27 protein-coding genes are annotated in these 19,817 nt (G+C 45.9%); 7 read left to right on the top strand and 20 right to left on the bottom strand.

The genetic code is table 11. From position 1 onward, the window contains the following. Nucleotides 1-2: 2 nt before the first annotated feature. The 18 genes from DIU38_RS31355 to DIU38_RS31270 form a co-directional block, all read right to left on the bottom strand. A complete protein-coding gene (locus DIU38_RS31355; RefSeq protein ID WP_112653895.1) occupies nucleotides 3-1,148 on the bottom strand; it encodes a plasmid transfer protein in 1,146 nt (381 codons plus the stop codon). Continuing rightward, entirely contained in the window at nucleotides 1,148-1,927 is a 780-nt protein-coding gene (locus DIU38_RS31350) for a hypothetical protein (protein WP_112653896.1), read from the bottom strand. Before DIU38_RS31350 ends, DIU38_RS31355 begins: the two co-directional genes overlap by 1 nt. Nucleotides 1,928-1,991: 64 nt before the next feature. Beyond that, nucleotides 1,992-2,654 carry a hypothetical protein gene (locus tag DIU38_RS31345; protein WP_112653897.1) on the bottom strand — a complete coding sequence of 221 codons (663 nt, stop codon included), beginning with the start codon at nucleotides 2,652-2,654 and terminating at the stop codon, nucleotides 1,992-1,994. After that, nucleotides 2,651-3,322, bottom strand: a complete 672-nt coding sequence (locus tag DIU38_RS31340; protein ID WP_112653898.1) for a hypothetical protein — start codon at nucleotides 3,320-3,322, stop codon at nucleotides 2,651-2,653. The genes DIU38_RS31345 and DIU38_RS31340 overlap by 4 nt, the downstream gene beginning before the upstream one ends. 5 nt (nucleotides 3,323-3,327) lie before the next feature. Next, complete coding sequence (locus DIU38_RS31335; protein ID WP_208057646.1) at nucleotides 3,328-3,855, bottom strand: MT-A70 family methyltransferase; 528 nt, start codon at nucleotides 3,853-3,855, stop codon at nucleotides 3,328-3,330. A 13-nt stretch (nucleotides 3,856-3,868) separates the two neighbouring features. Beyond that, nucleotides 3,869-4,534, bottom strand: coding sequence for a hypothetical protein (locus tag DIU38_RS31330; RefSeq protein ID WP_112653900.1), 666 nt, complete (start codon nucleotides 4,532-4,534; stop codon nucleotides 3,869-3,871). Then, nucleotides 4,531-6,984, bottom strand: coding sequence for a TraG family conjugative transposon ATPase (locus DIU38_RS31325; protein ID WP_112653901.1), 2,454 nt, complete (start codon nucleotides 6,982-6,984; stop codon nucleotides 4,531-4,533). Before DIU38_RS31325 ends, DIU38_RS31330 begins: the two co-directional genes overlap by 4 nt. Then, nucleotides 6,965-7,258, bottom strand: coding sequence for a plasmid transfer protein (locus DIU38_RS31320; RefSeq protein ID WP_112653902.1), 294 nt, complete (start codon nucleotides 7,256-7,258; stop codon nucleotides 6,965-6,967). The genes DIU38_RS31325 and DIU38_RS31320 overlap by 20 nt, the downstream gene beginning before the upstream one ends. Next, nucleotides 7,255-7,563, bottom strand: a complete 309-nt coding sequence (locus DIU38_RS31315) for a DUF4134 domain-containing protein (RefSeq protein WP_112653903.1) — start codon at nucleotides 7,561-7,563, stop codon at nucleotides 7,255-7,257. The genes DIU38_RS31320 and DIU38_RS31315 overlap by 4 nt, the downstream gene beginning before the upstream one ends. Before the next feature lie 71 nt (nucleotides 7,564-7,634). After that, entirely contained in the window at nucleotides 7,635-7,922 is a 288-nt protein-coding gene (locus tag DIU38_RS31310) for a DUF4134 domain-containing protein (protein WP_112653904.1), read from the bottom strand. Then, nucleotides 7,923-8,228, bottom strand: a complete 306-nt coding sequence (locus DIU38_RS31305) for a hypothetical protein (protein WP_112653905.1) — start codon at nucleotides 8,226-8,228, stop codon at nucleotides 7,923-7,925. It lies immediately after the preceding gene. After that, complete coding sequence (locus tag DIU38_RS31300) at nucleotides 8,225-8,560, bottom strand: hypothetical protein (protein ID WP_146750361.1); 336 nt, start codon at nucleotides 8,558-8,560, stop codon at nucleotides 8,225-8,227. Before DIU38_RS31300 ends, DIU38_RS31305 begins: the two co-directional genes overlap by 4 nt. A 4-nt stretch (nucleotides 8,561-8,564) precedes the next feature. Beyond that, nucleotides 8,565-9,209: a ParA family protein gene (locus tag DIU38_RS31295; protein ID WP_112653907.1), complete on the bottom strand. Its 645-nt coding sequence runs from the start codon at nucleotides 9,207-9,209 to the stop codon at nucleotides 8,565-8,567. Nucleotides 9,210-9,226: 17 nt separating this feature from the next. Continuing rightward, on the bottom strand, nucleotides 9,227-10,339 hold the full coding sequence (locus DIU38_RS31290; protein WP_112653908.1) for a relaxase/mobilization nuclease domain-containing protein: 1,113 nt from the start codon (nucleotides 10,337-10,339) through the stop codon (nucleotides 9,227-9,229). 363 nt (nucleotides 10,340-10,702) lie between these two features. After that, nucleotides 10,703-11,107, bottom strand: a complete 405-nt coding sequence (locus DIU38_RS31285; protein ID WP_112653909.1) for a plasmid mobilization protein — start codon at nucleotides 11,105-11,107, stop codon at nucleotides 10,703-10,705. 172 nt (nucleotides 11,108-11,279) lie between these two features. After that, nucleotides 11,280-12,239 carry a hypothetical protein gene (locus tag DIU38_RS31280; protein WP_146750360.1) on the bottom strand — a complete coding sequence of 320 codons (960 nt, stop codon included), beginning with the start codon at nucleotides 12,237-12,239 and terminating at the stop codon, nucleotides 11,280-11,282. An 11-nt stretch (nucleotides 12,240-12,250) separates the two neighbouring features. Next, nucleotides 12,251-12,538 (bottom strand): hypothetical protein, encoded by a 288-nt coding sequence (locus DIU38_RS31275; protein ID WP_243770611.1) that lies wholly within the window; start codon nucleotides 12,536-12,538, stop codon nucleotides 12,251-12,253. Between the two features lie 185 nt (nucleotides 12,539-12,723). Beyond that, nucleotides 12,724-12,981, bottom strand: coding sequence for a hypothetical protein (locus tag DIU38_RS31270; RefSeq protein ID WP_112653912.1), 258 nt, complete (start codon nucleotides 12,979-12,981; stop codon nucleotides 12,724-12,726). 447 nt (nucleotides 12,982-13,428) lie between these two features. Here DIU38_RS31270 and DIU38_RS35015 point away from each other — a divergent pair, with 447 nt between their 5' ends. From DIU38_RS35015 to DIU38_RS31245, 6 genes are all read left to right on the top strand, one after another. Beyond that, nucleotides 13,429-13,746 carry a DUF6660 family protein gene (locus DIU38_RS35015; protein ID WP_407716475.1) on the top strand — a complete coding sequence of 106 codons (318 nt, stop codon included), beginning with the start codon at nucleotides 13,429-13,431 and terminating at the stop codon, nucleotides 13,744-13,746. 387 nt (nucleotides 13,747-14,133) lie between these two features. Next, nucleotides 14,134-15,204, top strand: coding sequence for a retropepsin-like aspartic protease (locus tag DIU38_RS31265; RefSeq protein WP_167516323.1), 1,071 nt, complete (start codon nucleotides 14,134-14,136; stop codon nucleotides 15,202-15,204). A 69-nt stretch (nucleotides 15,205-15,273) separates the two neighbouring features. Continuing rightward, nucleotides 15,274-15,618, top strand: coding sequence for a hypothetical protein (locus tag DIU38_RS31260; protein WP_146750359.1), 345 nt, complete (start codon nucleotides 15,274-15,276; stop codon nucleotides 15,616-15,618). Between the two features lie 98 nt (nucleotides 15,619-15,716). Beyond that, nucleotides 15,717-16,070 carry a hypothetical protein gene (locus DIU38_RS31255; protein WP_112653915.1) on the top strand — a complete coding sequence of 118 codons (354 nt, stop codon included), beginning with the start codon at nucleotides 15,717-15,719 and terminating at the stop codon, nucleotides 16,068-16,070. A 654-nt stretch (nucleotides 16,071-16,724) separates the two neighbouring features. Next, nucleotides 16,725-17,150 carry a MarR family winged helix-turn-helix transcriptional regulator gene (locus DIU38_RS31250; RefSeq protein WP_146750358.1) on the top strand — a complete coding sequence of 142 codons (426 nt, stop codon included), beginning with the start codon at nucleotides 16,725-16,727 and terminating at the stop codon, nucleotides 17,148-17,150. 1 nt (nucleotide 17,151) lies between these two features. Next, the gene (locus DIU38_RS31245; RefSeq protein WP_112653918.1) at nucleotides 17,152-18,117 is read left to right on the top strand and encodes a prolipoprotein diacylglyceryl transferase; all 966 of its coding nucleotides are present in this window, start codon (nucleotides 17,152-17,154) and stop codon (nucleotides 18,115-18,117) included. Nucleotides 18,118-18,284: 167 nt separating this feature from the next. Here the strand turns inward: DIU38_RS31245 and DIU38_RS31240 are convergent, their stop codons facing one another. Further along, nucleotides 18,285-18,662, bottom strand: coding sequence for a YidH family protein (locus tag DIU38_RS31240; RefSeq protein ID WP_112653919.1), 378 nt, complete (start codon nucleotides 18,660-18,662; stop codon nucleotides 18,285-18,287). Nucleotides 18,663-18,673: 11 nt separating this feature from the next. Next, nucleotides 18,674-19,123: an MgtC/SapB family protein gene (locus DIU38_RS31235; RefSeq protein WP_112653920.1), complete on the bottom strand. Its 450-nt coding sequence runs from the start codon at nucleotides 19,121-19,123 to the stop codon at nucleotides 18,674-18,676. Between the two features lie 297 nt (nucleotides 19,124-19,420). Here DIU38_RS31235 and DIU38_RS35010 point away from each other — a divergent pair, with 297 nt between their 5' ends. Beyond that, entirely contained in the window at nucleotides 19,421-19,735 is a 315-nt protein-coding gene (locus DIU38_RS35010) for a hypothetical protein (RefSeq protein WP_407716474.1), read from the top strand. The last annotated feature ends 82 nt before the right edge of the window (nucleotides 19,736-19,817 follow it).

Raw genomic sequence — 19,817 nt, 5'->3', positions numbered from 1 at the left:
TTTTACAGCATGGCACCGCCGGCCTTGCGGGCAGCCATAACTACCATCGAGGCGTTGCGGCCAAATGCTGAAGAAGCTGAGCTGATCCCTGACGTGGAGATAATCCAGGTTGAGATCGATGGAACCGTGAACATACAGACGGCACCGATAAAAAATACGACGATCACTTCGCCGAAAGACAGTACGCCGTTTCCGGCAAAAACTGCGAACTTGGTCATGAGGCCGCTTGCTCCCGGCCGGAGCAGTTCCTGGTATTTGCTGATCTCCGAAGAAAGCGCGTACTTCTGCATCAAGGCGCAGAGATACATGATCAGGTAGGCAATCCCACTGTAAAGATTGACAGAAACGAACCTCGCGACCCAGGTTGAAAAGCTATCCCTGAAGGCCGGGAGAATACTGACCGCCACGGCAAAGGGCCCGAGGATGATCAGTATACTCGAATAAATGATCTGGATCATAAAAATGATGTAGGTCGCAATCCTTAATATCCAGATACCGGCCAGTTCCAAAATCTGCGTCATGAGCAGTTGGATGCTGATCTGCAGCCGGGCTTTGAGCTCCATTAACGGAGCGACAACTGTTGAAATACCTTCTTTGACGGTCGATGTAACGGCGTCCCAGGCTTTGCCATACCAGGTATCCGACTCTTTGGCTGCGACCTCGGTCTGAGCCTGAAAGTTATAGAGTGAATCTGCTACCTGTTTCATGAGGTCCGCCCGCTGAAATCGAAGCTGGTTGACGTTATCCTGCTCGGAGGCAAACATTTGCTGGGTTTCATTGGCTACCAGGTCAGTGGGAAAGGCTACCATTTTCGCAAAACCGCCCCACCAGAGAATGACCATGGCCAGGCCGAAGGGCCTTAACAATGGCATGATCTCCAGTTTTTTATCCCCCGCCATCATCTCATAGCTCTTGATCGCAAAGAAGATGATCATAAAGATGGCGGCCAGTGCTTTCGCATCGGTGATAAAAATGTCGAAATTCGACCATATCGAATCTTTCAGTCCCGTCAGAAAGGTCATCATTCCCGACTCATAAACGCCGTCCCCCTGTAAAAATTCAAGGGACTTTCCGTATGTGCTATCCTGTGCAAAGCAGCTAACGCCTATTATGCAGAGGATAATCATCAATAATATTTTCTTTTTCATCAATACTGCCTTTCTGCCAATACTTTTTTGGCCAGTTGTACATCGGTATCCGGCGTCCAGTCCGTGGTAATGACCGGCGTACTTTTGGCTTTGGCCTGCTGGCTCACCATGCGGATATTTTTTTGTGCGGTGGCGACCCGTGTTGCCCAGGTCGCTGCCAGTGTCCGGTATTCCTTCAGGTAACGGTAATAAGCCATAATGCGTGAACCCCGGTCCATATCTGTTGTCCGGGCGGCATTAACGCGTTCTTTCAGCATGGCCAGTTCATTTTCGTACCAGGGCAGCAGTCCTTCGGCAACAACGGCCGTCCTGACCTGTGCGGGCAGGGGAGCCAGGATCGAGGCGTCTGTATAATTGAGAACGGGAGCCAGTTCCTGGCTGTAATATAACAGCCAAAGCGGATCGGCATCGGAGAGCAACCCCGATTGCTCGGCAATGGAGGTCAGGGCCGTATTCCTGATCGTATCGGAATTTAGTTTATAGCTGTTATCAGTCGAATTCATCGTGCCCACCAGCGCCAGGCGCTGCGTTTGCGGTCCAGTAGCCGATAATGGCCGCAGGTCGTTCTTATGGTAATTCGGTTCAAACAAACCCCAGGTCAGCCAGTAATATGGGTTCAGGCTAAGGAAGCCGGCTTTGGGTGTAAATTTGTTCTGGTCCCACTGAAGATAGACCATTCTTTCTTCCTGGTAGCGGACACTTTCATCGGCTACTACCCGTTGGGCACAGGCGCGCAGGGTAATAAGCGGTGTTAGGATCATTAATAAGATAAATCTCATTTGTTTAAAATTTTGAATGAGTTAATTGTTTTTTATCGGCATTCAAGGATTTTGCATTGTTGAATTATTGCCGCAAAAACTTTGCGTTTTGAATGATTTGCGCCGCAAAGGCGCGATCTTTATTGATATAGCTGGCGAAAGGATTCAGTGTTTTAAGTACGCCCCGCTCTTTCGCCCAGTACATGGCCTTCCAGGTGCCGTAAGCCATGCCGTCCAAAATTTGGAGCTGTTGAACGACCTTGCGCAGCAATTGATCACGCCCATTGTAATCGGCAAGCACATTTCCGTCCGACTTAAGGATAAATCCGGAAATATCGCTGACCATGGCGGTTGCCTTAGGGCCGAATTCATTCTGGATCTTCATCGTGACCAAAAACAACAATGGATCATCCTTGGCCAGCATCATGCTTTCGTTCAGGTAATAAATGATGTCGGTAGTCGTCCGGGAGATCTGTTTCACCATCAGGCCGTCTTTTAATGCTGAATTCACATTGGCCAGCGAATTATAGATCATGGTCTGCGCCGCAACGACGGATGATTCGTTGGCGTTAATGGTATTCACGTTGTCGTTTATCTTTTTCAGATAATCCTGGTGTGTACCTTCCGCAGCCATGCGCACGGCCTGGTTTTCCTGAACGACCAATAAATGCTGCGGATCAACAACCATTTCCTGCGCCAGCGCGACCGTGGACAAAAAACTTAAAATTATCAGGGGCAAGCCTTTCATTGCTTTAAGTATTTCGCATTGGTCAGGATGTCGCTGATCATGTGCTGATCTTCATAGACGAAATCGTCGAACGGGTCAACGTGATGTAAGAGCGAGGCCAGGGTTCCGAACTGAACATTACGTACCAGGCGGTTGCTCATATCTTCTATATTGCTGAGTTCCGTGATGACATAATCAAAGAGCAGCTTGCGGTCGGAAGACTTCATTTGGTTAACATCTCCGATAGAGATGATCAAACCGGCCAGGTAGCGGATCAGCATTTGTGAATGCTCGGCAAAGTCGATCTCCGTCTGGTAAGCCAGGGCGATGATCGCCGGGTTCTTTTGGGCAAGCTGAACCAATTGCGACTGCGAACGGATAATACTGTTCACCATTGGTTCGGCTTCGATTCCTATGTTGGCAGCGGTGATCGCCGTACCCAAAGTAGAGTATCTGTTTTGCAGTGTACGATACATATCCTTGAACTTGCCAAGCAGGGTCTTATTGGCCGTTTCCGTAGTCGTGACGGTAGCCTGCTTATCCCGTGCATCGGTTTGAAGTGTATGTTCCGATTTGGAATAGGAAACAAGTTGTAAAAGCTCGGGAATATTGAGCACCTTTCCCTGGCCGTAAGACAAAACCGAAAGTAGGCTGCATAAGAACGTTAGCAGCACATATTTTTTGATCATAAAAATCAGAGGTTAAAAAAACCGGGCTGGTCACCATACTGGTCCCAGCCTTGCCGTGATTGCCGGCTAAAAACGTCAAAGCGTCGGGCATCCGGGTACAGTTGTTCAATCAGCTGATAAGCGATTTCAGGTTTTCGGCTGTGTTCCCTGGACGCCTCATGAAAAACCGACAGGAATTTGCCGCGAACAGCAGGTGCCACCGGGATAAAACCGCCCTTGTAATACCAGATCAGGTATTCGTGCGCAAAGCGGATGCTATGGCAGGGTGCCATGCCATTGCCTTTGTCCCAGATCAACCGGCAATGGCGGCGGTAGCCCCTTTCGTTCACCAACTGTTCACAGGGAGACAAAAAGCTTTCGACCGTCCAGATAAATAAGGAATGCGGTGTTGCGGCGCGGCTGAAAACATCCTTGTCCAGCAAATCGAAAATGGCCGTAACCGATAGCGTGCCGTAATCCAGATGCCGTCCCTGGTTCGGGCGGACCTTGCGCAGGCCGCCCTTAAGCTGGGGCCAGGGCGGGTCGATCAGCAACACCCCGTACGGTTTAGCGATGCAGGTACTTGGCTTCACTGATAACCGAGTTGGCGATACGAACATCCTCGCTCTGCCACGTAGACCACGGGTTGAGGGACGCCCAGATGCCGCGCAACTGTGCCCAGTACATGGCCCGCTGCATGCCATAGGCCAGTCCGCGCAGCGCATGCATTTCGGTAACGATATGATTGAGCAGTTTCCCGCGTTCGGAGCTGTCCATTAAGTTATCGCTACCGCCGCGCAGTACATAGGCGGATACATCGGTTGCAAGGGCTACGGCCCGTTTTTCGAAATCCTGGGCACCCTGCTGCGCGAATAAAAGCAGCACCGGGTTGCTGCGGGCGGTCTGTACCGCCTTCCCGACATCGCTAACAATGTCTGAACCGGTTTCTGCGATATCCTTGATCGAATAAAGGTTATTGATTACCGATGCTACTTCGGACAGCCCTTTATAGATCTTATTCTGCAAATCATTGACAATAACCAACTGCCCGCTGACGGCAAGCTGTGCAGTTTGTATCGCCGTTAATTTATTGTTGGTATTGTTCAGTTGATTATTAATGATGGCGCTGTTCGCCAGCATGGCGCCCGAAGTCACCGGGTCAACGACCAGTTCCTGGGCATGCAATGCCAGGGCGAAAAAAAGGCCGGATATTAAAAGCAGGACTGTTTTCATGTAAAAAAAGTTAATGGTTTGTTGTGCTGGTTGATCTTGTTAATGAAGTCACCGGGAGCAGTTCCGCTCCTGTCCATATCCATCAAAAAGGCGTCCAGTGCGGCCGGATAAGTGCCGAAGTAATGTACATAGACCTGAACCGCGTTCTTTTCCGGTTTTTCCGTAGTATATACATAATACTGATGACGGCTCACTTCAACCCCGTACACTTCACCTACTGAACCCCGGCGGATGTAAACCTCATTAAAGCGTGCCCGGTTGTCCTTATTGTCCAACTGATTAATGGTGAAGATCTTCCGTTGTTCTGTCGGGGATATCGAAAGCACTTTGGCGATCTCGCCGTAATTATCCCTGAATTTTCTTTGGTCCAGCAGGATGACCGTATCAGAGTTGTTGATGATACTGTCTTTAACAACGGGGTTGCTGATAATATCGGAAAGTTCCTGCGTTACTTCGATGACCTCTCCCCAGAATTTGCGGACGGTTTTGTTCAGGTATAATAAAAATGAACTCATGATGGGTGACATCAGCGCCCGCCAGGCTTCTTCGAGGATCAGCACTTTTCGCTGATTCTTGCGGTTACGCATCTTCTGGATAAAAACATCCATAATGATCAGCGTCACGATGGGGAGCAATACGGCATTATCCTGTAAGGCATCAATTTCATAGACCACGAACGGCTCGGTCAGCAGCGACTGGTCACTGGCTTCATTGAGGATGCTTTCATATTCACCGCCCCGGTAAAACTTTTTCAGCACATAACGAAACTCATCAAGATCAAAGGGAATCCGCTCTTCGTTTTTGATCTCCGGAATTTTGTTAAGCGCGAATTCGTAAAAACCATTGAAAGACAGATCAACATTCGGTCCTTCGGAAAAAGCAAGGGCATAATATCCGCTTACGGCAGCGGTCAGTACATCCCGCTCAATGGTAGAAACAGAACCGCCGGCCCCTTTCCAGAGCAGGGCGATCAGGGTGACCAGGTTATCTTTCTTTTCCAGATTGTACTCGTCTTCAGTGATCAGGAAAGGGTTCATCGTGATCGGTCTTTCGTCCGACCAGGTGATATATTTCCCGCCATAGTAAGCGCAAAGACCTGAATAAGAATGCCCGACGTCAACGATCACCACATCTACGTTAAAGAGGAGGTACTGCTCTACTAACGAGTTCATAAAGAATGACTTACCTGATCCGCTCGGGCCTAAAACGAACTTATTTCGGTTATTAATGCGCCCTGTACGCATGGGAAGGTCGGCTGGGTCTATAGCGACCGGGATGCCTTTACGGTCGGTCAGGCGGATGCGAAACGACGATGGTTCATCCTCCATCTGGCGTTCTTTAAAAAAAAGGCATAGCGCAGCGTCGCTGGTGGTCAGAAACCAATCATAGTTCTTTAATTCAACCCCGTTGCCCGGCATTGCAGCGCGAAATAATTCCAGTTGGTTATAAGCGTTCTGGTTCGGAATGATGCCTAACTGAAACAATGCGCTTTCAATAAAATTCACTGAGCGCTGTATGTCCGAAGCGGGTGCCGACAAGACAATGCTGTAATGCACGTTAACCAGCAACTGGCCATTACGGGCAACATCTTTCAGTAATTGATCGATGTCCTCTACGCAAAGTAAGTTGGCAGGGTCAGGGATACCGGAGTGACGCTTGCGTTTGACTTCCAGCTTATTGAGTAAAAACTGCTGCGCCGGGATCTCGATCACCTGGTTATAAAGGATCGCCTCAAAGGCCGGTACGCTATTCAGAAAGGAAAGCATGTCCACCGGAAATCCGCGCACAGCTTCGTTTTCATTAAGTTCGGTAAACGTGCCTATTTCGGAAGGCATATCCACATTTTCGCTGTTGACGAGTGGAATACATCGGATAGCACGGTCGCCCATCAATATCTCGGTATCGGTCGGTTTAAAGTTATTCAGTGAAAAGGACCCTTTGCCAAAGCGCATGGCCAGTACCCGGCGGATAAGGTCACTGATCTGCGTCTCATTTAATAGGATAGGTTCGCATTTCGCCGCTTTTAACACATCGGTAACCTTGATAATTGCTATGCGGAAGTCTCTTAGCTGCTTGGCATCATAAACATAGAAACGGCCTTTTTTTACCTGCCTTGTAATGGTCAGGTAAGTATCGATGCGCAGTGCCGCCCTTCCTGCAAAATGCGCATTAAACTTTTGTTGCAGATATTCGGTTGCTGTCGGCGGGTCGAAGGGTGCTTTATATAAAATATCCTGTTTTTGCAGCAAATAACCATCACCGAGAATTTTGATAATGCCGGTCAGCATATTCTGGAATTCATCGTAATCCGCTGCGGCCGCAGAATGCTGGATGACCGGGTTTTTCATGGCGACCACGACGGAAAATTCGCCGCTTGCACCATAGAGGATATCGAACTCTTTACCGGTGTCAACACCGATATAAGGTGTTTCAAACTTCCGGGCGTTCATAAATAAATGGGGTGACGATAAAGATGCCTCTGTGCCTGGTCTTGTTATATAAGCCCTTTTTCTGGCGGGAGGCGATGTAAAGGAGGCCGCCGACGATGCAGCCTATCAATACGACGGTTCCGAGCCACATGTTGATCACGGCCATCGTGACAGAACCCAGAACGAGGCCGGTAAGCACTGCGCCGATCCCCCAGTAAATAAATTTGCCCCGGAAACCCTTGTAAATAAGGGGCCGCGAAAGCCCCTTATAAACTGTAAATTTCCGAGCTGTCATAAACCAAAGAAGGCTTTGATGATCAGCGATGAGAGGACTAAAAAGAGACACGAACCTCCCCATCCCATTAACTCCTTGTTAATATCCTGGTCACCGCTGTTCCATTTCGAATAGACGCGGATACCGCCGACAATGCCGACTATACCGCCGATTACCAGGGTGATGTCGGTAACAGGGTCTACATAGGTTTTCAGGTTGGAAGTAGCGGCATTAAGGCCGTTGACGCCGCTTTGGGCAAATACGAAGATTGGGCTGACGATAAGCGCCAGTACCCAGGCCAGCTTGCGCCGGATGTTTTTAAGCATGAAAAAAGCATAAAAGAGTTTTTTTGAGCCGTCTTAAGGATTTTGTGCGGCTATCATGAAAATCAATGGTTTTAAATACCAAAAACTGCCTGGCAGAACGCGCCGAGTAAAACCATAAACAAGGCGGAAAAGAACCAGGCAGCCACCTCTGAAGTGAAGCGTTCGCGGCCCATTTGTAAATTGTGGTAAATACGTACCGCGCCGATAATGCCCAATATGGCGGCTATGACGAGCGACAGGTCACGCGCCGAGAAAAAGGATTGTGTTAGATCTGAACGCGCTTCCTGCATTTCGGTGATACCGGGCTGACAGATTGCTGTGGCCGGTATCAGCAGGAATACTACCAGCAGCTTTTTCATTCAGAAAGTTACGGACTGGTTGTAGGCGATCAGCTCCAGTTTAGCAAGCTGGAAAAGGTCTTTTACCCTAACCCCGCCAAGGGCCGAGGCAGCCGCTTCATTGCTGCCTTTTTTGGGTTCCACCTTTTTTTCTTCCAGTGTTTCCGGGACTACCTGAAGGGGTGCAGTGGCTTCCTCAAAATGGAGCTCGGGTCCCGCATCGTTGCCGCCCTTCTTTTTATTGCGAAAAAAGTCCCAGGCAATGTTCAGTAAATAATAAAACGCATACAGGGCGGCTAACCAGGAAATAAATTTGATCCAGGTCATAAAGTCATGTTTTGAATAAATTGTTTAATGATCGCTTTAAGTTCGGGGTTGCCCTCGAATAGCTGTTTGACGGCGAAAGCTACCAGGCGTGTAACATCAACGCCGGTAGCCATTTTAAAATGGTTGAGTGTCTTAACCGTCTTTTCATCGAACCGTACGTGTACCAGGCTTTTGTGGTCCGAATTGTCATAAGCCCTGATCAGCTGAAGGATTTCCGCTTCTGCTGTTTTCGGTTTTTTGTTCTTCTCAACCTTTGGTTGCTCCTGGGTTTTGGCTGGCGGCTGTGCGATACGGTTACGTATCTCATCAGCCAATGAGGTGATCTTTGTCATCGCATTAGCCATTTGCATCCATCGACAGTTTTTCCTCAATAACGCGGTAGATCTGGTCAAAAACCGGGAGGATCACAGGGATGACCGGCAGTGGTGTCATAAAAGTGGTAACCCGTTGAAAATCGATCCTGTCCGGGATCATCGGAGCCATGATGCCGAGTTTGGAAAGTTGCTTGTTTACTTCCTGCATCGTTTCGTAGCGTACATTAGCTTTTACCCGGTTGGGAATGAATATGATCGGGATTTCCGGGTTGAGCTTAAGCAAAACGATTGCAAACAGAACTGTGGAGTCGAAGCTGAACTCGTCATAAGAAAAGGGGCAGATCAACAGGTCTGCCCAACCAAAGACAGGTAACAACCCGTCATCATCCAGTTTTCCGGGCAGGTCAATAATAACCGCTTCATTTGGGGTTTGCAGGATGGCGCTCTGTAATACCGGGTAATGAGCCAGTTGAGCGGCGACTACATCATATGGCGGTTTGTTTTCAAGCACTTTTGCTTTTTCAAACTTCTGCGCGATAGACTGCTGATAATCCATATCGATCAGCGTCACCTTCTGGTGCTTGACCATGGTCAGGTAGTTCGCAAGCAAAAGGGCAATCGTGCTCTTTCCGCACCCGCCTTTCTGGTTGCCGATTAGAATGTTCATGAAATTTTGATTTTAAGTTAACGGGTATTGGTGCGCGCTTTTTTCTGCCTGCGCCTGCGTGGCCCATGGATCTGCTGATCATCCACGTCGTTGGCCAGATACGGACGGAAATAGGTAAGGTGGGCATTTTTCAAACTATGCTCTTCCGTTTGGCTAATGGTATTACCGGCCGAAAAACCGTCTGAAAAGTCGAAGTCTGCACTTACCAATTGTGCCAGTCGCATGATTTCGCTGCCTTTGAATACACGGTGCTGCGGATGATCAATGATGGTGTAACCGTACGGCTCCTTCTCCCCGGAAGCATGAAAGATCAGTTCAATACCGAATTCCTGCTTCAAAAAATCGCCGAGCTCCGACCGGTACGGCCCCGTTTGGGCTGTTCTGCCGCCAGTAAGGTTTACGATCCCGCGTTCGGGTAAAGGATTATAAACAGCCCTGTATTTATTAAAGATCGCCTTCCACCGAACGGCCTGTCTTTTGTCCGGTATAAATGCTGCCAGGCGTTCTTCCACACGTTTTTCGTTGATTGTAAAAAGCTGCCGCCCGAATTTGTAAAGTAACAGATGACCTTCTTTTTCCCGGATGTTGTAGCCCATTCCTTCCAGTAAAAGCAATAGCTGCGCTTTGGTAGAGCACTGATATTGCAGGGCTTTACCTGCATCTAATTGGGCCTGGTGGGCTTCGTCTTTTTGCAGCAGGCGATTAAGCTGGCTTACCGCGCGGTTATGTTCAAAGGCGCTGTCGATTTTGTTACCCTGGCGGTCAACCCGCGTGGTGACGATGTGCACGTGCGACTGGTCGGTATCCCGGTGATGCACCAATATATAGGGCTGATCCTTATACCCCATCTTTTCCAGCCACTGCACAGCCAAATTTGCAAGCTTGTCCTTATCAACTGAATGATCGGGTGCCGACAGCATGGCATGAAACTGGGGAAGCTTCACATTGCGGTTAAGGCCTGACAACGCTTCCAGGTAATTCCGGTAATCTTCAGGCCGTACTTCATGCAAATTGCGCAACGCTCCAAAGCCGGATACTTTCATCAGCGTAGCCTGCCCCTTTGCGATCTTATCGAAATTATAGGGGATCGCTTTGAAGGAGGCGCGGGCCCGGAAGATTTTAATTATCATGGAACATAGTACTCAAATAACAAAAGAACCAGGTATCAATAGGGCAAGCGAACAATGGAACTTTAGCACGGTATAGCCTGGCAGTAATATAACGGCGCAGCTTGACAGCGACCGAACAACAGCTCACGGTAATTAAGGAGCTATGGAACCCTGTAACAATGGATAGGGATTACAAAAGAACCAGCTATCAATTCAACTGATGAGCACTATAATTATGTATCAGACCAACAAGGTAATCGTGCATCAACAGAACAACGTAATAAAATAGCCAAATATCCAATCATCGCCGGAACACCCGAACTTGCTAACATTAATGCCCTGTAACACCATAGCAGTGTATCAAACATGCCTTGTATCAGCCGATCAGGGTATCAAAGACCTGATCAGTTTCCGGAACAACATGGCCAGTTCGTTTTGTTCATTTTGATGACGACGAAGTAAATGAAGGTATTCGTCAATGATTGCAACTGATAATAGCCCACGTTTTTGAAGCCGGTTTGCATACCGGGCCAGTTGATTGATATTATTTCCGCTCCGGGATAATTCCAGGCTGACGGCATCCAGACGTTTCATCAGTTCAGCGGCATTGACAGCAAGACCCTTGCCCTCAGAAAGTAATTTCCTGCGGACCAATTCGGTCTTCTTCAAACCAAGTTCCTTTTCCAATCGCTCCACCTGGCGGTATTCGGCTTCCGTAAACCGGACATCGATCTTAAAGGATCGCCTGTCGTCACCCACCGGCGGCCTGCCGCCTTTGTTCCTGGTCATAAGCAAAGAAATTGAGTCGCGAAATTTCTTCCCCCGGCATCAGCCGGGCAAGATTCTTTTTGGCAGACCGGAAATCCCGAAGGGTTTCCGTCGGACAAAAAGACATCTTGCAGGGTGAAAAACAAGAGGGCCCCTGCATTAATAAAACGGCACTTTTTGCAAAAAAGAAACCTTAACGTATAAAAGGAATTTCGATGTTTTTGAAAAGGTCTTTGGGCTTTTGAGCCTCGTAAGCGGCGCGCGCTTCAGTGCGGCGCTTTTCACTGTAATCGTGATGCCCGCTGAATGCAGGCGTCCCGTCGGCAGCATAAGGTAATTCTGTGATAAACTGGCGCAGTGACTGGTGTCCTTCTGGCGTGTGGTCGAAATAAACGGAGATCGCCGGATAACGCATGGCGGTCTTGATGGCGGCGGCAAGCAAGCTGTAACTATTAATGATCAACGCGCTGTCCGGCAGTTCGGGATGATCATGCTTCCAGCTGAGGTAATCAAAGATATCCTTGAACACGCAAAGGCGGCGGCTATCGCCCGTCAGCAGGGTAAGCCCTTTGTTACCCAGGCATCCTTTAAAATATTTGTTCCGCACCTGCCAGCTGCCGGAGTCATTCCGGTGACCGGCAGCAAAAAATTGCCGGGGTTGTAGCTTGGCATGGACACTGTGATAATGAACCTCCTGCAAAATGCCCTGCGCTTCTTCCCATATTCCACGCTTTTCCAGGAATAACCGGATTGAAGGTGTTTTGCCAAGGTCACAAACCTTATCCACGCGATAATAAGGTTGGATCAGGGTTTTATGCCGTTTACGACGTGATGGTTTTAGAATGGAAACCGCCGCAGGGATGGCCTGCTCCATGATCTCATGCAGCTTGCCGCATACCTCTTTGATCTCCAGTCCGGGCCAGAAGGCTAAGCCAAAATCGATCACATTGCCTCCTTTTCCGGTGCCGTGGTCATACCACATGCCAAGGTTATCGTTTACGCAAAGGGATGGTTTTTTGCCGTCTTCGTGCAGCACATTTCTGTACAGGATCTCGCGTCCGGAGTTATGCGCTGGCTGGTATCCCAGCCTGGCCAGCAGCCCGGTTAGGGATACCTGTTCCCGAATGGCAGTGGGGTTCATTGTCAATTCCATAAAAAATTAAATTATAGTTGGCGCCAGATTTCCAGGCCTCTGACGATAGCCTCTATCTCTATGCGGTCTATACGCCAGGCTGCGGAGTTATTGCCGTCGCTTCGTATACTGAGCTCACCGCTTGCCAGTAACTGCTCGATATAGCGCCTGCCATAACGGCGGTACGCTTCCCGTTTCTTCAGGTATGGCGGCAGCTTTCCGGTCCGGATGAGCGCGATAATGGCGCCGAGTTCGGCGGCCTGGCGTACGATGGTACGCAGCTGGTGAGCGCTTAAAAGATTTTCCATAAGTTGAGCCAATAAAAAAGGGGGCCACCAGGGCCCCCTTAAAGACATGTTCGGGACATACTTGCGTCGTATTCTACAATACGGGCCTCTCAGCCTGCCCGGGCGCTTTCAGCATGTTGCGGCTTTACGCTCACCTTCGCCCGATTTCCGCTTTAGCGGCGGATAATGTTTCGTCCCCAGATGTCAAATAACGTCCGTTACCTTTCTGCCACGGGCAGGTAGGTCAGCCGGTTACTATGGGCACTTACGGCCTCCAAAGCAGCGCGGCTAAGCGTCTTTCCATCAGGGATAATGAGCCTTTCGGCGAGCCAGCGGTCCACACAGGTGCGGCCATAGCGCCGGTAGGCTTCCGACTTACTGATCGTTTCTGGCAGGAGGCGTTCCGTCGCCAGTACCTCACTGGCACCGGCGACCGCAGCCGCTGTAAATAATCCGATCAGTTCGTTTGGTTTCATAGCCTGAGGATGACAGGACAAAGGTTGCCGGACGTGGAATTTTTCTCTCAAGAGGCACTACAGGGGGCACCAACGATTTTTAAATATATTTTTTTTAAATAGCTGTAAACGAGTTGATTTTATTTTGATAAAATATTACATGAATAGCGGGGGCATGCAATTAACACCGAAAAGTTTGGCCCAAATCAGGAAGCAGATTAAGGGATAGCTGTGATTAACCAGGCTGGTATTAACGAGATATACCGCCTACCCTCGAATTAAGATCGCCAGGAAATCAGAAAAGCCTTTATCTAATAATCATTTTTGTCTGCATTGGGTCACGCATGTCCTGATATTCGTGTGAAGCAGTTATATTGATCACTGGAACCAGCAAACCATTACGATTGAAATTATCGTTATTTTTTAAATGGCACAATTTGATTTGGCTATTCTATATCTTTGGCTGTCATGAAGTGGATCAGCATTTTGATAGCGCTAATTATTCTGCAAGGTAGCTTTGAGCCTTGCCAGGATAGGATAAATGTCAAACCCGGCGTAGCGATGCTGACTTTAACTAAGAGCCAATTTTCATCCCCATCCAAACAGGATTTATGTTCACCGTTTTGTTGTTGCGGGTGTTGCTGCTGCCGGACGGTAATTGTTCCTGTTAATTATGGTTTACAAATTTCAGAATTAAGCCTTTTTAACGTAAAAGGCTACACCGCTATTCATTATATCATAACCCGGACCTCTCATTTCTGGCATCCTCCAAAGCTAATCGCTTAACTTATCTAAAAAAATCAGTCTGTCAGACCATAAGTGCGAATAGCCTGCTTGACGAAAGTCCGGCTGACCGTTACAGGTCACTTAAGCTCGACGCTATTTAAATTTCCATCTTATTAAAATTCTTCGTGATTCGTAGGACTCCGATCAACTTTAAGATTTAATGTTTGACCGACTCTTGATATGATCAATTGATACTTTTTTTATCAACCGTTTTATTCAGCCAAAAGACTGTTGAAAATTTAATTTTTAAAATCAGACGACATGACACCGTTCATACACATCAAAACATCTGTCCTCATTTTTCTGCTTTTTAGCGTGTACAATACCACTTGTTCTGCTCAGCAATTTTCATTTAACCAGGGCGGCACAGCTAAGCATAATTATTATGTGGAGATCCCATATGAAATAATAAATGGTAAAATTTTTGTCAATGTCGTCTTAAACGGTAAAACACGCCGCTTCATATTTGATACGGGTGCTCCGGTTGCTATTAATAATAAACTGACGAGGGAGATTAACCCTAAAGTCTTGCATCGTAACAAGATAAAGGATGTGAACGGGAATGCAGATTCACTAAATTTCGTAGAGTTAAATGACCTGAAATTAGGCGAACTCTCATTTTCGGGAATTCCGGCAGTTTCGGGAATAGCAGGCTTTTACGATTGCTGGAATACCGAAGGCGTAATTGGAAGCAATCTACTGCGTAATTCTATCGTTTCGATGGATAATCAAAAAAAGGTCCTTATTCTTACTGATAATGCGGAGAAAGTTAAACTCAATGAGCAGGACGCAATCCCCATGAGGTTAGATAGCTCAGGCACCTCGCAAAGTATGCCTGTAATTCCGATCTATTTAAACAACAACATACGTTTATGGCTGGAATTTGATACCGGGGACAGTGATTTCTTGCGCTTTACTGATCAAACTATGAAATCAATAGAACCTTATGATTGCTTTAAAGTGATGGCTAAAGGTTATGGAGCGATGTCCATGGGATTATTTGGGTTGGAGGGTGCGGCGGATAAATATCTGTTAAAACTGAATACTTTAAAAATAGGGGACGCCCGCTTTGATCAGGTTATTACTATACCCAATAATGAGGGACGCCCGGCAATAGGTTCCGGAATTCTCGACTACGGGAATATCACATTGGACTACATTCACCATAAATTTTACTTTAAACCTAAAAAAAAGGATTTCAATATGAATGAACCTCAGTGGCCGTTCCAACCTACGGTGCAGGATAATAAATTAGTCGTTAGTCTGATCTGGGATAATGCGCAAAAGTTGGTTAAACCGGGAGAGCAAATTATCAATATTGACGGGAAAGATTTCTCAACAGTAGATTTGTGTAACTTACTTATTAACCCTTCCATCTTGGCCGGAAAAACCTCCGCAACCCTTCGGGTTAAAGATGCTACAGGGAAGGTTAGAATGGTCAGGATACAAAAACGGTAATTTCGCAAGGCAATCAAATTATTTCAAACAAAATGCGTTTATGCGACTTGTACTTATAATCTGTATAAAATGAAACAAGTTTTTCTCATTGTTTTCTGTGGACTCAATATGATGCTGACGATGCTTTTCGCATCGCATGACCACTATAGTTCCGCAACTATGAAAAATTCTTCCACATGTTTTTATGTGAGCAAAATTTGTAAAGATTGTCAGGCAGTTGACTCCTTTAATATGACATCTGAACAAGTGCGTCATGAAATAACTTTACTAAAAAAAGCTACACTTGGTTTTTCCTTTAAATTTTTTGACTTAACCTCCCTGAACCTGTCAAAAAACTTATATGTGCGCTTAGATGTCGAACAATTTAGCGTTTGGCTCCCGAGCTATTTGCGACAGCAAGCATTGCTGATCTGATCAAATTTTTTCTCTTGTTTATCATTTCCTGCCGCATAACGGATTTATCGTGGCTTATCATGTCGCTTATTTTTTTATTAATTATATAATCTACAATTATGGAAACACAAAATCAAAATCCGGGACAACCGGGACAGAACGAGGAACAACATCCACACACAGAACATCATGCACACCAGGAACATCATGGCGATGCCAACAACGATCAACAAGAACAACACGTTGAACAAGAGCATCATCAGGAACAGGAGCATCATCCTCATCCGGAACACCATGAAGGCCCAGGACATGAAAACGAATTAGAGCACCATCAAGAACCGGAGCACCATGAACATTTGGAACATCATGGCCACCCAGAGCATGATAAAGGTGCCGATCAAACGGCAGAGCAAGAACAACATCCTGAAGCTGAACATCATCAGGAAGATGAACATCACTCGGTCAAGAAATAAGATAATTTAATATAAAGTAAATAGTCAAGAATCCAATCTCTTGGCTATTTACTTTATATTAAAATAGTACACCCATTTAATTTATAAATAAGAGGAAATTGAGGATACCATTCGACATCAGCGCATAACAACCCTTGCTCATCGCTGAAGTTTTATATGGAAGCCGTTTATCAGTTATACAGAATTACTACATTTGTATATGACAGGTTGTGAAATTAAACAGTTGAAAATAGTGCTGCTGCTTACTGCTTACCTGTTCGTGGTTCTGACCCATATCTTCTTTATTCCCTGTCATACCAGGACCCAAGTTAAAGCCACCAGTTGCTATAATTCTATTTTCAAGAGAAAAGTAGAAAGCCGGAATGCTGGTAAACCATCGTTGCTGCATCGCACTGACAAAACTGTGCTCAATAATAAAAAGGATGGGGGTAGCCTGATCTTATTTTCCACCAGATTATTTTTTGTCTGCTATTTTAAACTTCTTCCGTCTTTACACCCGATTTTATTACGACGATATAAAAATCTCTATTCTCCCCCTTACCAATTATATCTTTCTTCCATGCGTATTTGATATAAGTGAAGTCTCGATATGTGTTAACAATCCCGCAACCGGGGTTCGATTTTCACGACACTTTGTTTTATCAAATCTTTATTATGCAATTGTTATTTTCAAAAAGCCTGCGCCGATTGAGCAGGCTGTATATTCGCGCCATCGCAAGGGAATTACCCGAGTTAACCAGTGAATGCTTTATCGAGGTGCTACAGCTATTTTCTACGAGAAGCAAACCTTTTACACAAAAGGAAATAGCTGATATATTACAAGTCGACAAATCGCGCGTCGCCACCCTTGTCGATGAACTGAAAGTCCAGGGATACATTTTCACTGAAAAAGACCCTTTGGATAGACGGGCGCACTTTGTTTTCCTAACAGAAAAAGGCTTAGAACTGGTTCCGGTTATCAAAGATGCTATTGAAAAGGTCAATGTTAGGCTTTGTAATGGACTGGATACCGAAAAAATTAACGCCTTCCACCTTACCATGGTAAAAATGGAACGGAACCTTAACCAATCCTTAATCTGATATGTATCCGACCATTTCCGACCTCTTATATGATCTCTTTGGATTCAATATTCCACTTCCATTTCAAACTTTCGGCTTTTTTGTCGCTATTGCTTTTGTAGCTGCAACCTACCTGTTGAAAAAGGAATTAAAAAGGAAAGAGTTGGCAGGACAGTTATTGCCGCAGAAAGAGTTTCCGTCTGCACGACATTGGTTTTTTGCAAGCCGGACCGGGCGGACTGTTAACCAGGGAAAGTTGGTCTGGCCCCATGAACGGGTAGATACGATGTTGGTTATTGCAGCCATAGGAGGCCTTGCCGGGGCGAAACTTTTCGATGGGCTGGAAAACTGGAACAGCTACATGACGCATCCCGAGAACTTTATAGCCTTTAGTGGGCTGACCTTCTATGGAGGATTAATCGTGGCAACTACTGGAATAATGATATATGCCCACCGAAAAATGATCAACCAATGGCAGCTTGCCGACAGCGCCGCGCCTGCTTTAATGATAGGTTATGCCATTGGCAGGATCGGGTGCCACATGTCCGGCGACGGTGACTGGGGTATTGAAAATCCTGATTCAAAACCATTTCACGGTCTGCCGGATTGGTTGTGGAGCTATACTTATCCGCACAATATAAGTGATCAGGGAATTTTAATTCCCGGATGCGAGGGGAAGCGCTGTTTTGTCCTACCGCACCCTGTTTATCCCATCGCATTTTATGAATTTATGATTTGCGCCTTGTTATTTTTTGTGTTATGGATAATCCGTAAAAAAATTAAAACAGCCGGTTGGCTATTCGGCATTTACGTGGTAATGAATGGCGTGGAACGATTTCTGGTAGAAATGATCCGCGTCAACAATAAATATCAATTTGGTTCTTTACGATTCACACAGGCAGAACTGATTTCATTAACGCTATTTCTCACCGGAACCGCAATCTTGATTTTGAGATCGAAGCGTGTAACAGGTGAAATAAAATATTGATCTTTTACATCTCATAATGCTACACCTTATCATTTTAATTTTAGTTGGATAATTTACCACTGGATTTATTGGAACGCTGACCGGGTTAGCTGGCGTAGTCATCCTTACGACGTTTTTCGGGCTCCTGCCGGATTTAGTAATTACCAACAAAAATTACGCGGCTCAAGTTATAAATTCGGCAGCAAATAATATAACAAAATCAAAGCGCCGCCAATTATCAGCGCGGTAAGTAGGGCTAATAGTTTTGAATTAGGAACGAATGATTGGCTTAATAACTGTTTTTCGATATGGCTATATCGGAGAAAACCGATCAACGCTGTAAGTGCTCCTATAATAACAAGTACAATTCCGATAACTGCGGAGAAACCTCTTGTAGGAACGGTTTTTATACTATAAACAGCGATTGATAGCTGCTTTAGAAACAAGGAAAACTTAACAACCACAAACCCAAATCCCATTAGAGCTATGCTTGTCCTGATCCAGGCCAAAAAGGTACGTTCATTGGCGAGATGATCACTCGCTCCGGGTTTTGAAGATTTTTCCATGTTAGGTATTCTTATTCATTGCCATCATGATGGATTGATTTCTTCCATTTAACATACCAGGGCTGATGATGCAGCGCCAAAATGAAATAGAGTACAGCTGTAGTTCCGGCAGCAATGATATATTCATTTAAACCAATGGTGACGCCTACTGCTGCGGTGCACCAAACCGTCGCAGAGGTCGTCAGTCCATTGGAATTTCTTCCGCCATTATCCCGCGATATGATCCCGGCGCCAAGAAAGCCGATGCCGACAACAATATTGGCTACGACGCGTGAAATCGCTGCCGTATCACCCAAATGTGCTGCTAACGATGTAAAAATAGCTGCTCCGACGCATACTGCCGAATAAGTTCGGATTCCAGCGTCGCGCCCGTGTTTTTCACGGTCATAGCCGATGGCGGCCCCCAGGATGGCCGCTATTATAATTTTCAATAAGACGATCAATTCGTTTTGATAGGTCATCTGTTCTGTTAAAAAATGTTAAAAGTTTAACAAACGATAAATTTAAAAGTCTTAAAACAAGCTTAATTAATCGCTGTTGAGGATTTTGTAAAGACAAAAGTCAAACTTCTGATATATTGTTTTAAAAATTGATTTAATATCTTTGCGCAGCTTTAATTAAGAAAGATTGTGGTGTAAAAATAACCATGAATCATAGTTGTATTTTGAATTAAAATTCAGTTAGTAAATGTGTTATCTTATTAGGGGCCGGATGGTGTCATTTGATATTTAAAGATTATTTATATAGCTTTGTCGGCAATGAAATTTGGCAGTTTTTTTATGTGCTTTATTATACTCGTGCTGGGATTAGTTCCCTGCAAGGATAGTAATGCGCTGTCTAAACCGCTGACTAAGTTATCAATAGAAGCCAGAAATCAACATTCTTCACCTTTACAGGATCAATGCTCGCCATTCTGTCATTGCTCTTGCTGTAATGCTCCTTCTGTAGTAACGATGAGAGTGCAACTGTATTTTATCTCATTTCAATTAAATAATTCCTATCCCGAATTAGCTCCCCTACAATTAAAGAACAGGGAACTAACTATTTGGCAACCTCCTAAATTTGTTGCTTAATCCTTTTGAATTCATGCGTTCCCGCATGAAATAAAATCCTGTTTATTTTTTAATTTTTTTGTTATGGCTCGAAAAAAAAGGG

This window comes from Mucilaginibacter metallidurans (assembly GCF_003286435.2).
Taxonomy (GTDB): Bacteria; Bacteroidota; Bacteroidia; order Sphingobacteriales; family Sphingobacteriaceae; genus Mucilaginibacter; species Mucilaginibacter gossypii.
The sequence above is the reverse complement of the archived record's forward strand: the minus strand, read 5'-3'. Positions and strand labels throughout refer to the sequence as shown.

Excerpts from the sequence above, each read along its gene's own strand:
- DIU38_RS31305 (WP_112653905.1), bottom strand. The coding sequence starts at position 8,228 with ATGACCTGGATCAAATTTATTTCCTGGTTAGCCGCCCTGTATGCGTTT.
- DIU38_RS31320 (WP_112653902.1), bottom strand. The coding sequence starts at position 7,258 with ATGACAGCTCGGAAATTTACAGTTTATAAGGGGCTTTCGCGGCCCCTT.
- DIU38_RS35015 (WP_407716475.1), top strand. The coding sequence starts at position 13,429 with ATGAAGTGGATCAGCATTTTGATAGCGCTAATTATTCTGCAAGGTAGC.
- DIU38_RS31330 (WP_112653900.1), bottom strand. The coding sequence starts at position 4,534 with ATGAAAACAGTCCTGCTTTTAATATCCGGCCTTTTTTTCGCCCTGGCA.
- DIU38_RS31260 (WP_146750359.1), top strand. The coding sequence starts at position 15,274 with ATGAAACAAGTTTTTCTCATTGTTTTCTGTGGACTCAATATGATGCTG.
- DIU38_RS31270 (WP_112653912.1), bottom strand. The coding sequence starts at position 12,981 with ATGAAACCAAACGAACTGATCGGATTATTTACAGCGGCTGCGGTCGCC.
- DIU38_RS31285 (WP_112653909.1), bottom strand. The coding sequence starts at position 11,107 with ATGACCAGGAACAAAGGCGGCAGGCCGCCGGTGGGTGACGACAGGCGA.
- DIU38_RS31350 (WP_112653896.1), bottom strand. The coding sequence starts at position 1,927 with ATGAGATTTATCTTATTAATGATCCTAACACCGCTTATTACCCTGCGC.
- DIU38_RS31245 (WP_112653918.1), top strand. The coding sequence starts at position 17,152 with ATGTATCCGACCATTTCCGACCTCTTATATGATCTCTTTGGATTCAAT.
- DIU38_RS31290 (WP_112653908.1), bottom strand. The coding sequence starts at position 10,339 with ATGATAATTAAAATCTTCCGGGCCCGCGCCTCCTTCAAAGCGATCCCC.
- DIU38_RS31325 (WP_112653901.1), bottom strand. The coding sequence starts at position 6,984 with ATGAACGCCCGGAAGTTTGAAACACCTTATATCGGTGTTGACACCGGT.
- DIU38_RS31340 (WP_112653898.1), bottom strand. The coding sequence starts at position 3,322 with ATGATCAAAAAATATGTGCTGCTAACGTTCTTATGCAGCCTACTTTCG.
- DIU38_RS31235 (WP_112653920.1), bottom strand. The coding sequence starts at position 19,123 with ATGACCTATCAAAACGAATTGATCGTCTTATTGAAAATTATAATAGCG.
- DIU38_RS35010 (WP_407716474.1), top strand. The coding sequence starts at position 19,421 with ATGAAATTTGGCAGTTTTTTTATGTGCTTTATTATACTCGTGCTGGGA.
- DIU38_RS31310 (WP_112653904.1), bottom strand. The coding sequence starts at position 7,922 with ATGAAAAAGCTGCTGGTAGTATTCCTGCTGATACCGGCCACAGCAATC.
- DIU38_RS31295 (WP_112653907.1), bottom strand. The coding sequence starts at position 9,209 with ATGAACATTCTAATCGGCAACCAGAAAGGCGGGTGCGGAAAGAGCACG.
- DIU38_RS31250 (WP_146750358.1), top strand. The coding sequence starts at position 16,725 with ATGCAATTGTTATTTTCAAAAAGCCTGCGCCGATTGAGCAGGCTGTAT.
- DIU38_RS31315 (WP_112653903.1), bottom strand. The coding sequence starts at position 7,563 with ATGCTTAAAAACATCCGGCGCAAGCTGGCCTGGGTACTGGCGCTTATC.
- DIU38_RS31345 (WP_112653897.1), bottom strand. The coding sequence starts at position 2,654 with ATGAAAGGCTTGCCCCTGATAATTTTAAGTTTTTTGTCCACGGTCGCG.
- DIU38_RS31280 (WP_146750360.1), bottom strand. The coding sequence starts at position 12,239 with ATGGAATTGACAATGAACCCCACTGCCATTCGGGAACAGGTATCCCTA.
- DIU38_RS31355 (WP_112653895.1), bottom strand. The coding sequence starts at position 1,148 with ATGAAAAAGAAAATATTATTGATGATTATCCTCTGCATAATAGGCGTT.
- DIU38_RS31255 (WP_112653915.1), top strand. The coding sequence starts at position 15,717 with ATGGAAACACAAAATCAAAATCCGGGACAACCGGGACAGAACGAGGAA.
- DIU38_RS31240 (WP_112653919.1), bottom strand. The coding sequence starts at position 18,662 with ATGGAAAAATCTTCAAAACCCGGAGCGAGTGATCATCTCGCCAATGAA.
- DIU38_RS31300 (WP_146750361.1), bottom strand. The coding sequence starts at position 8,560 with ATGACAAAGATCACCTCATTGGCTGATGAGATACGTAACCGTATCGCA.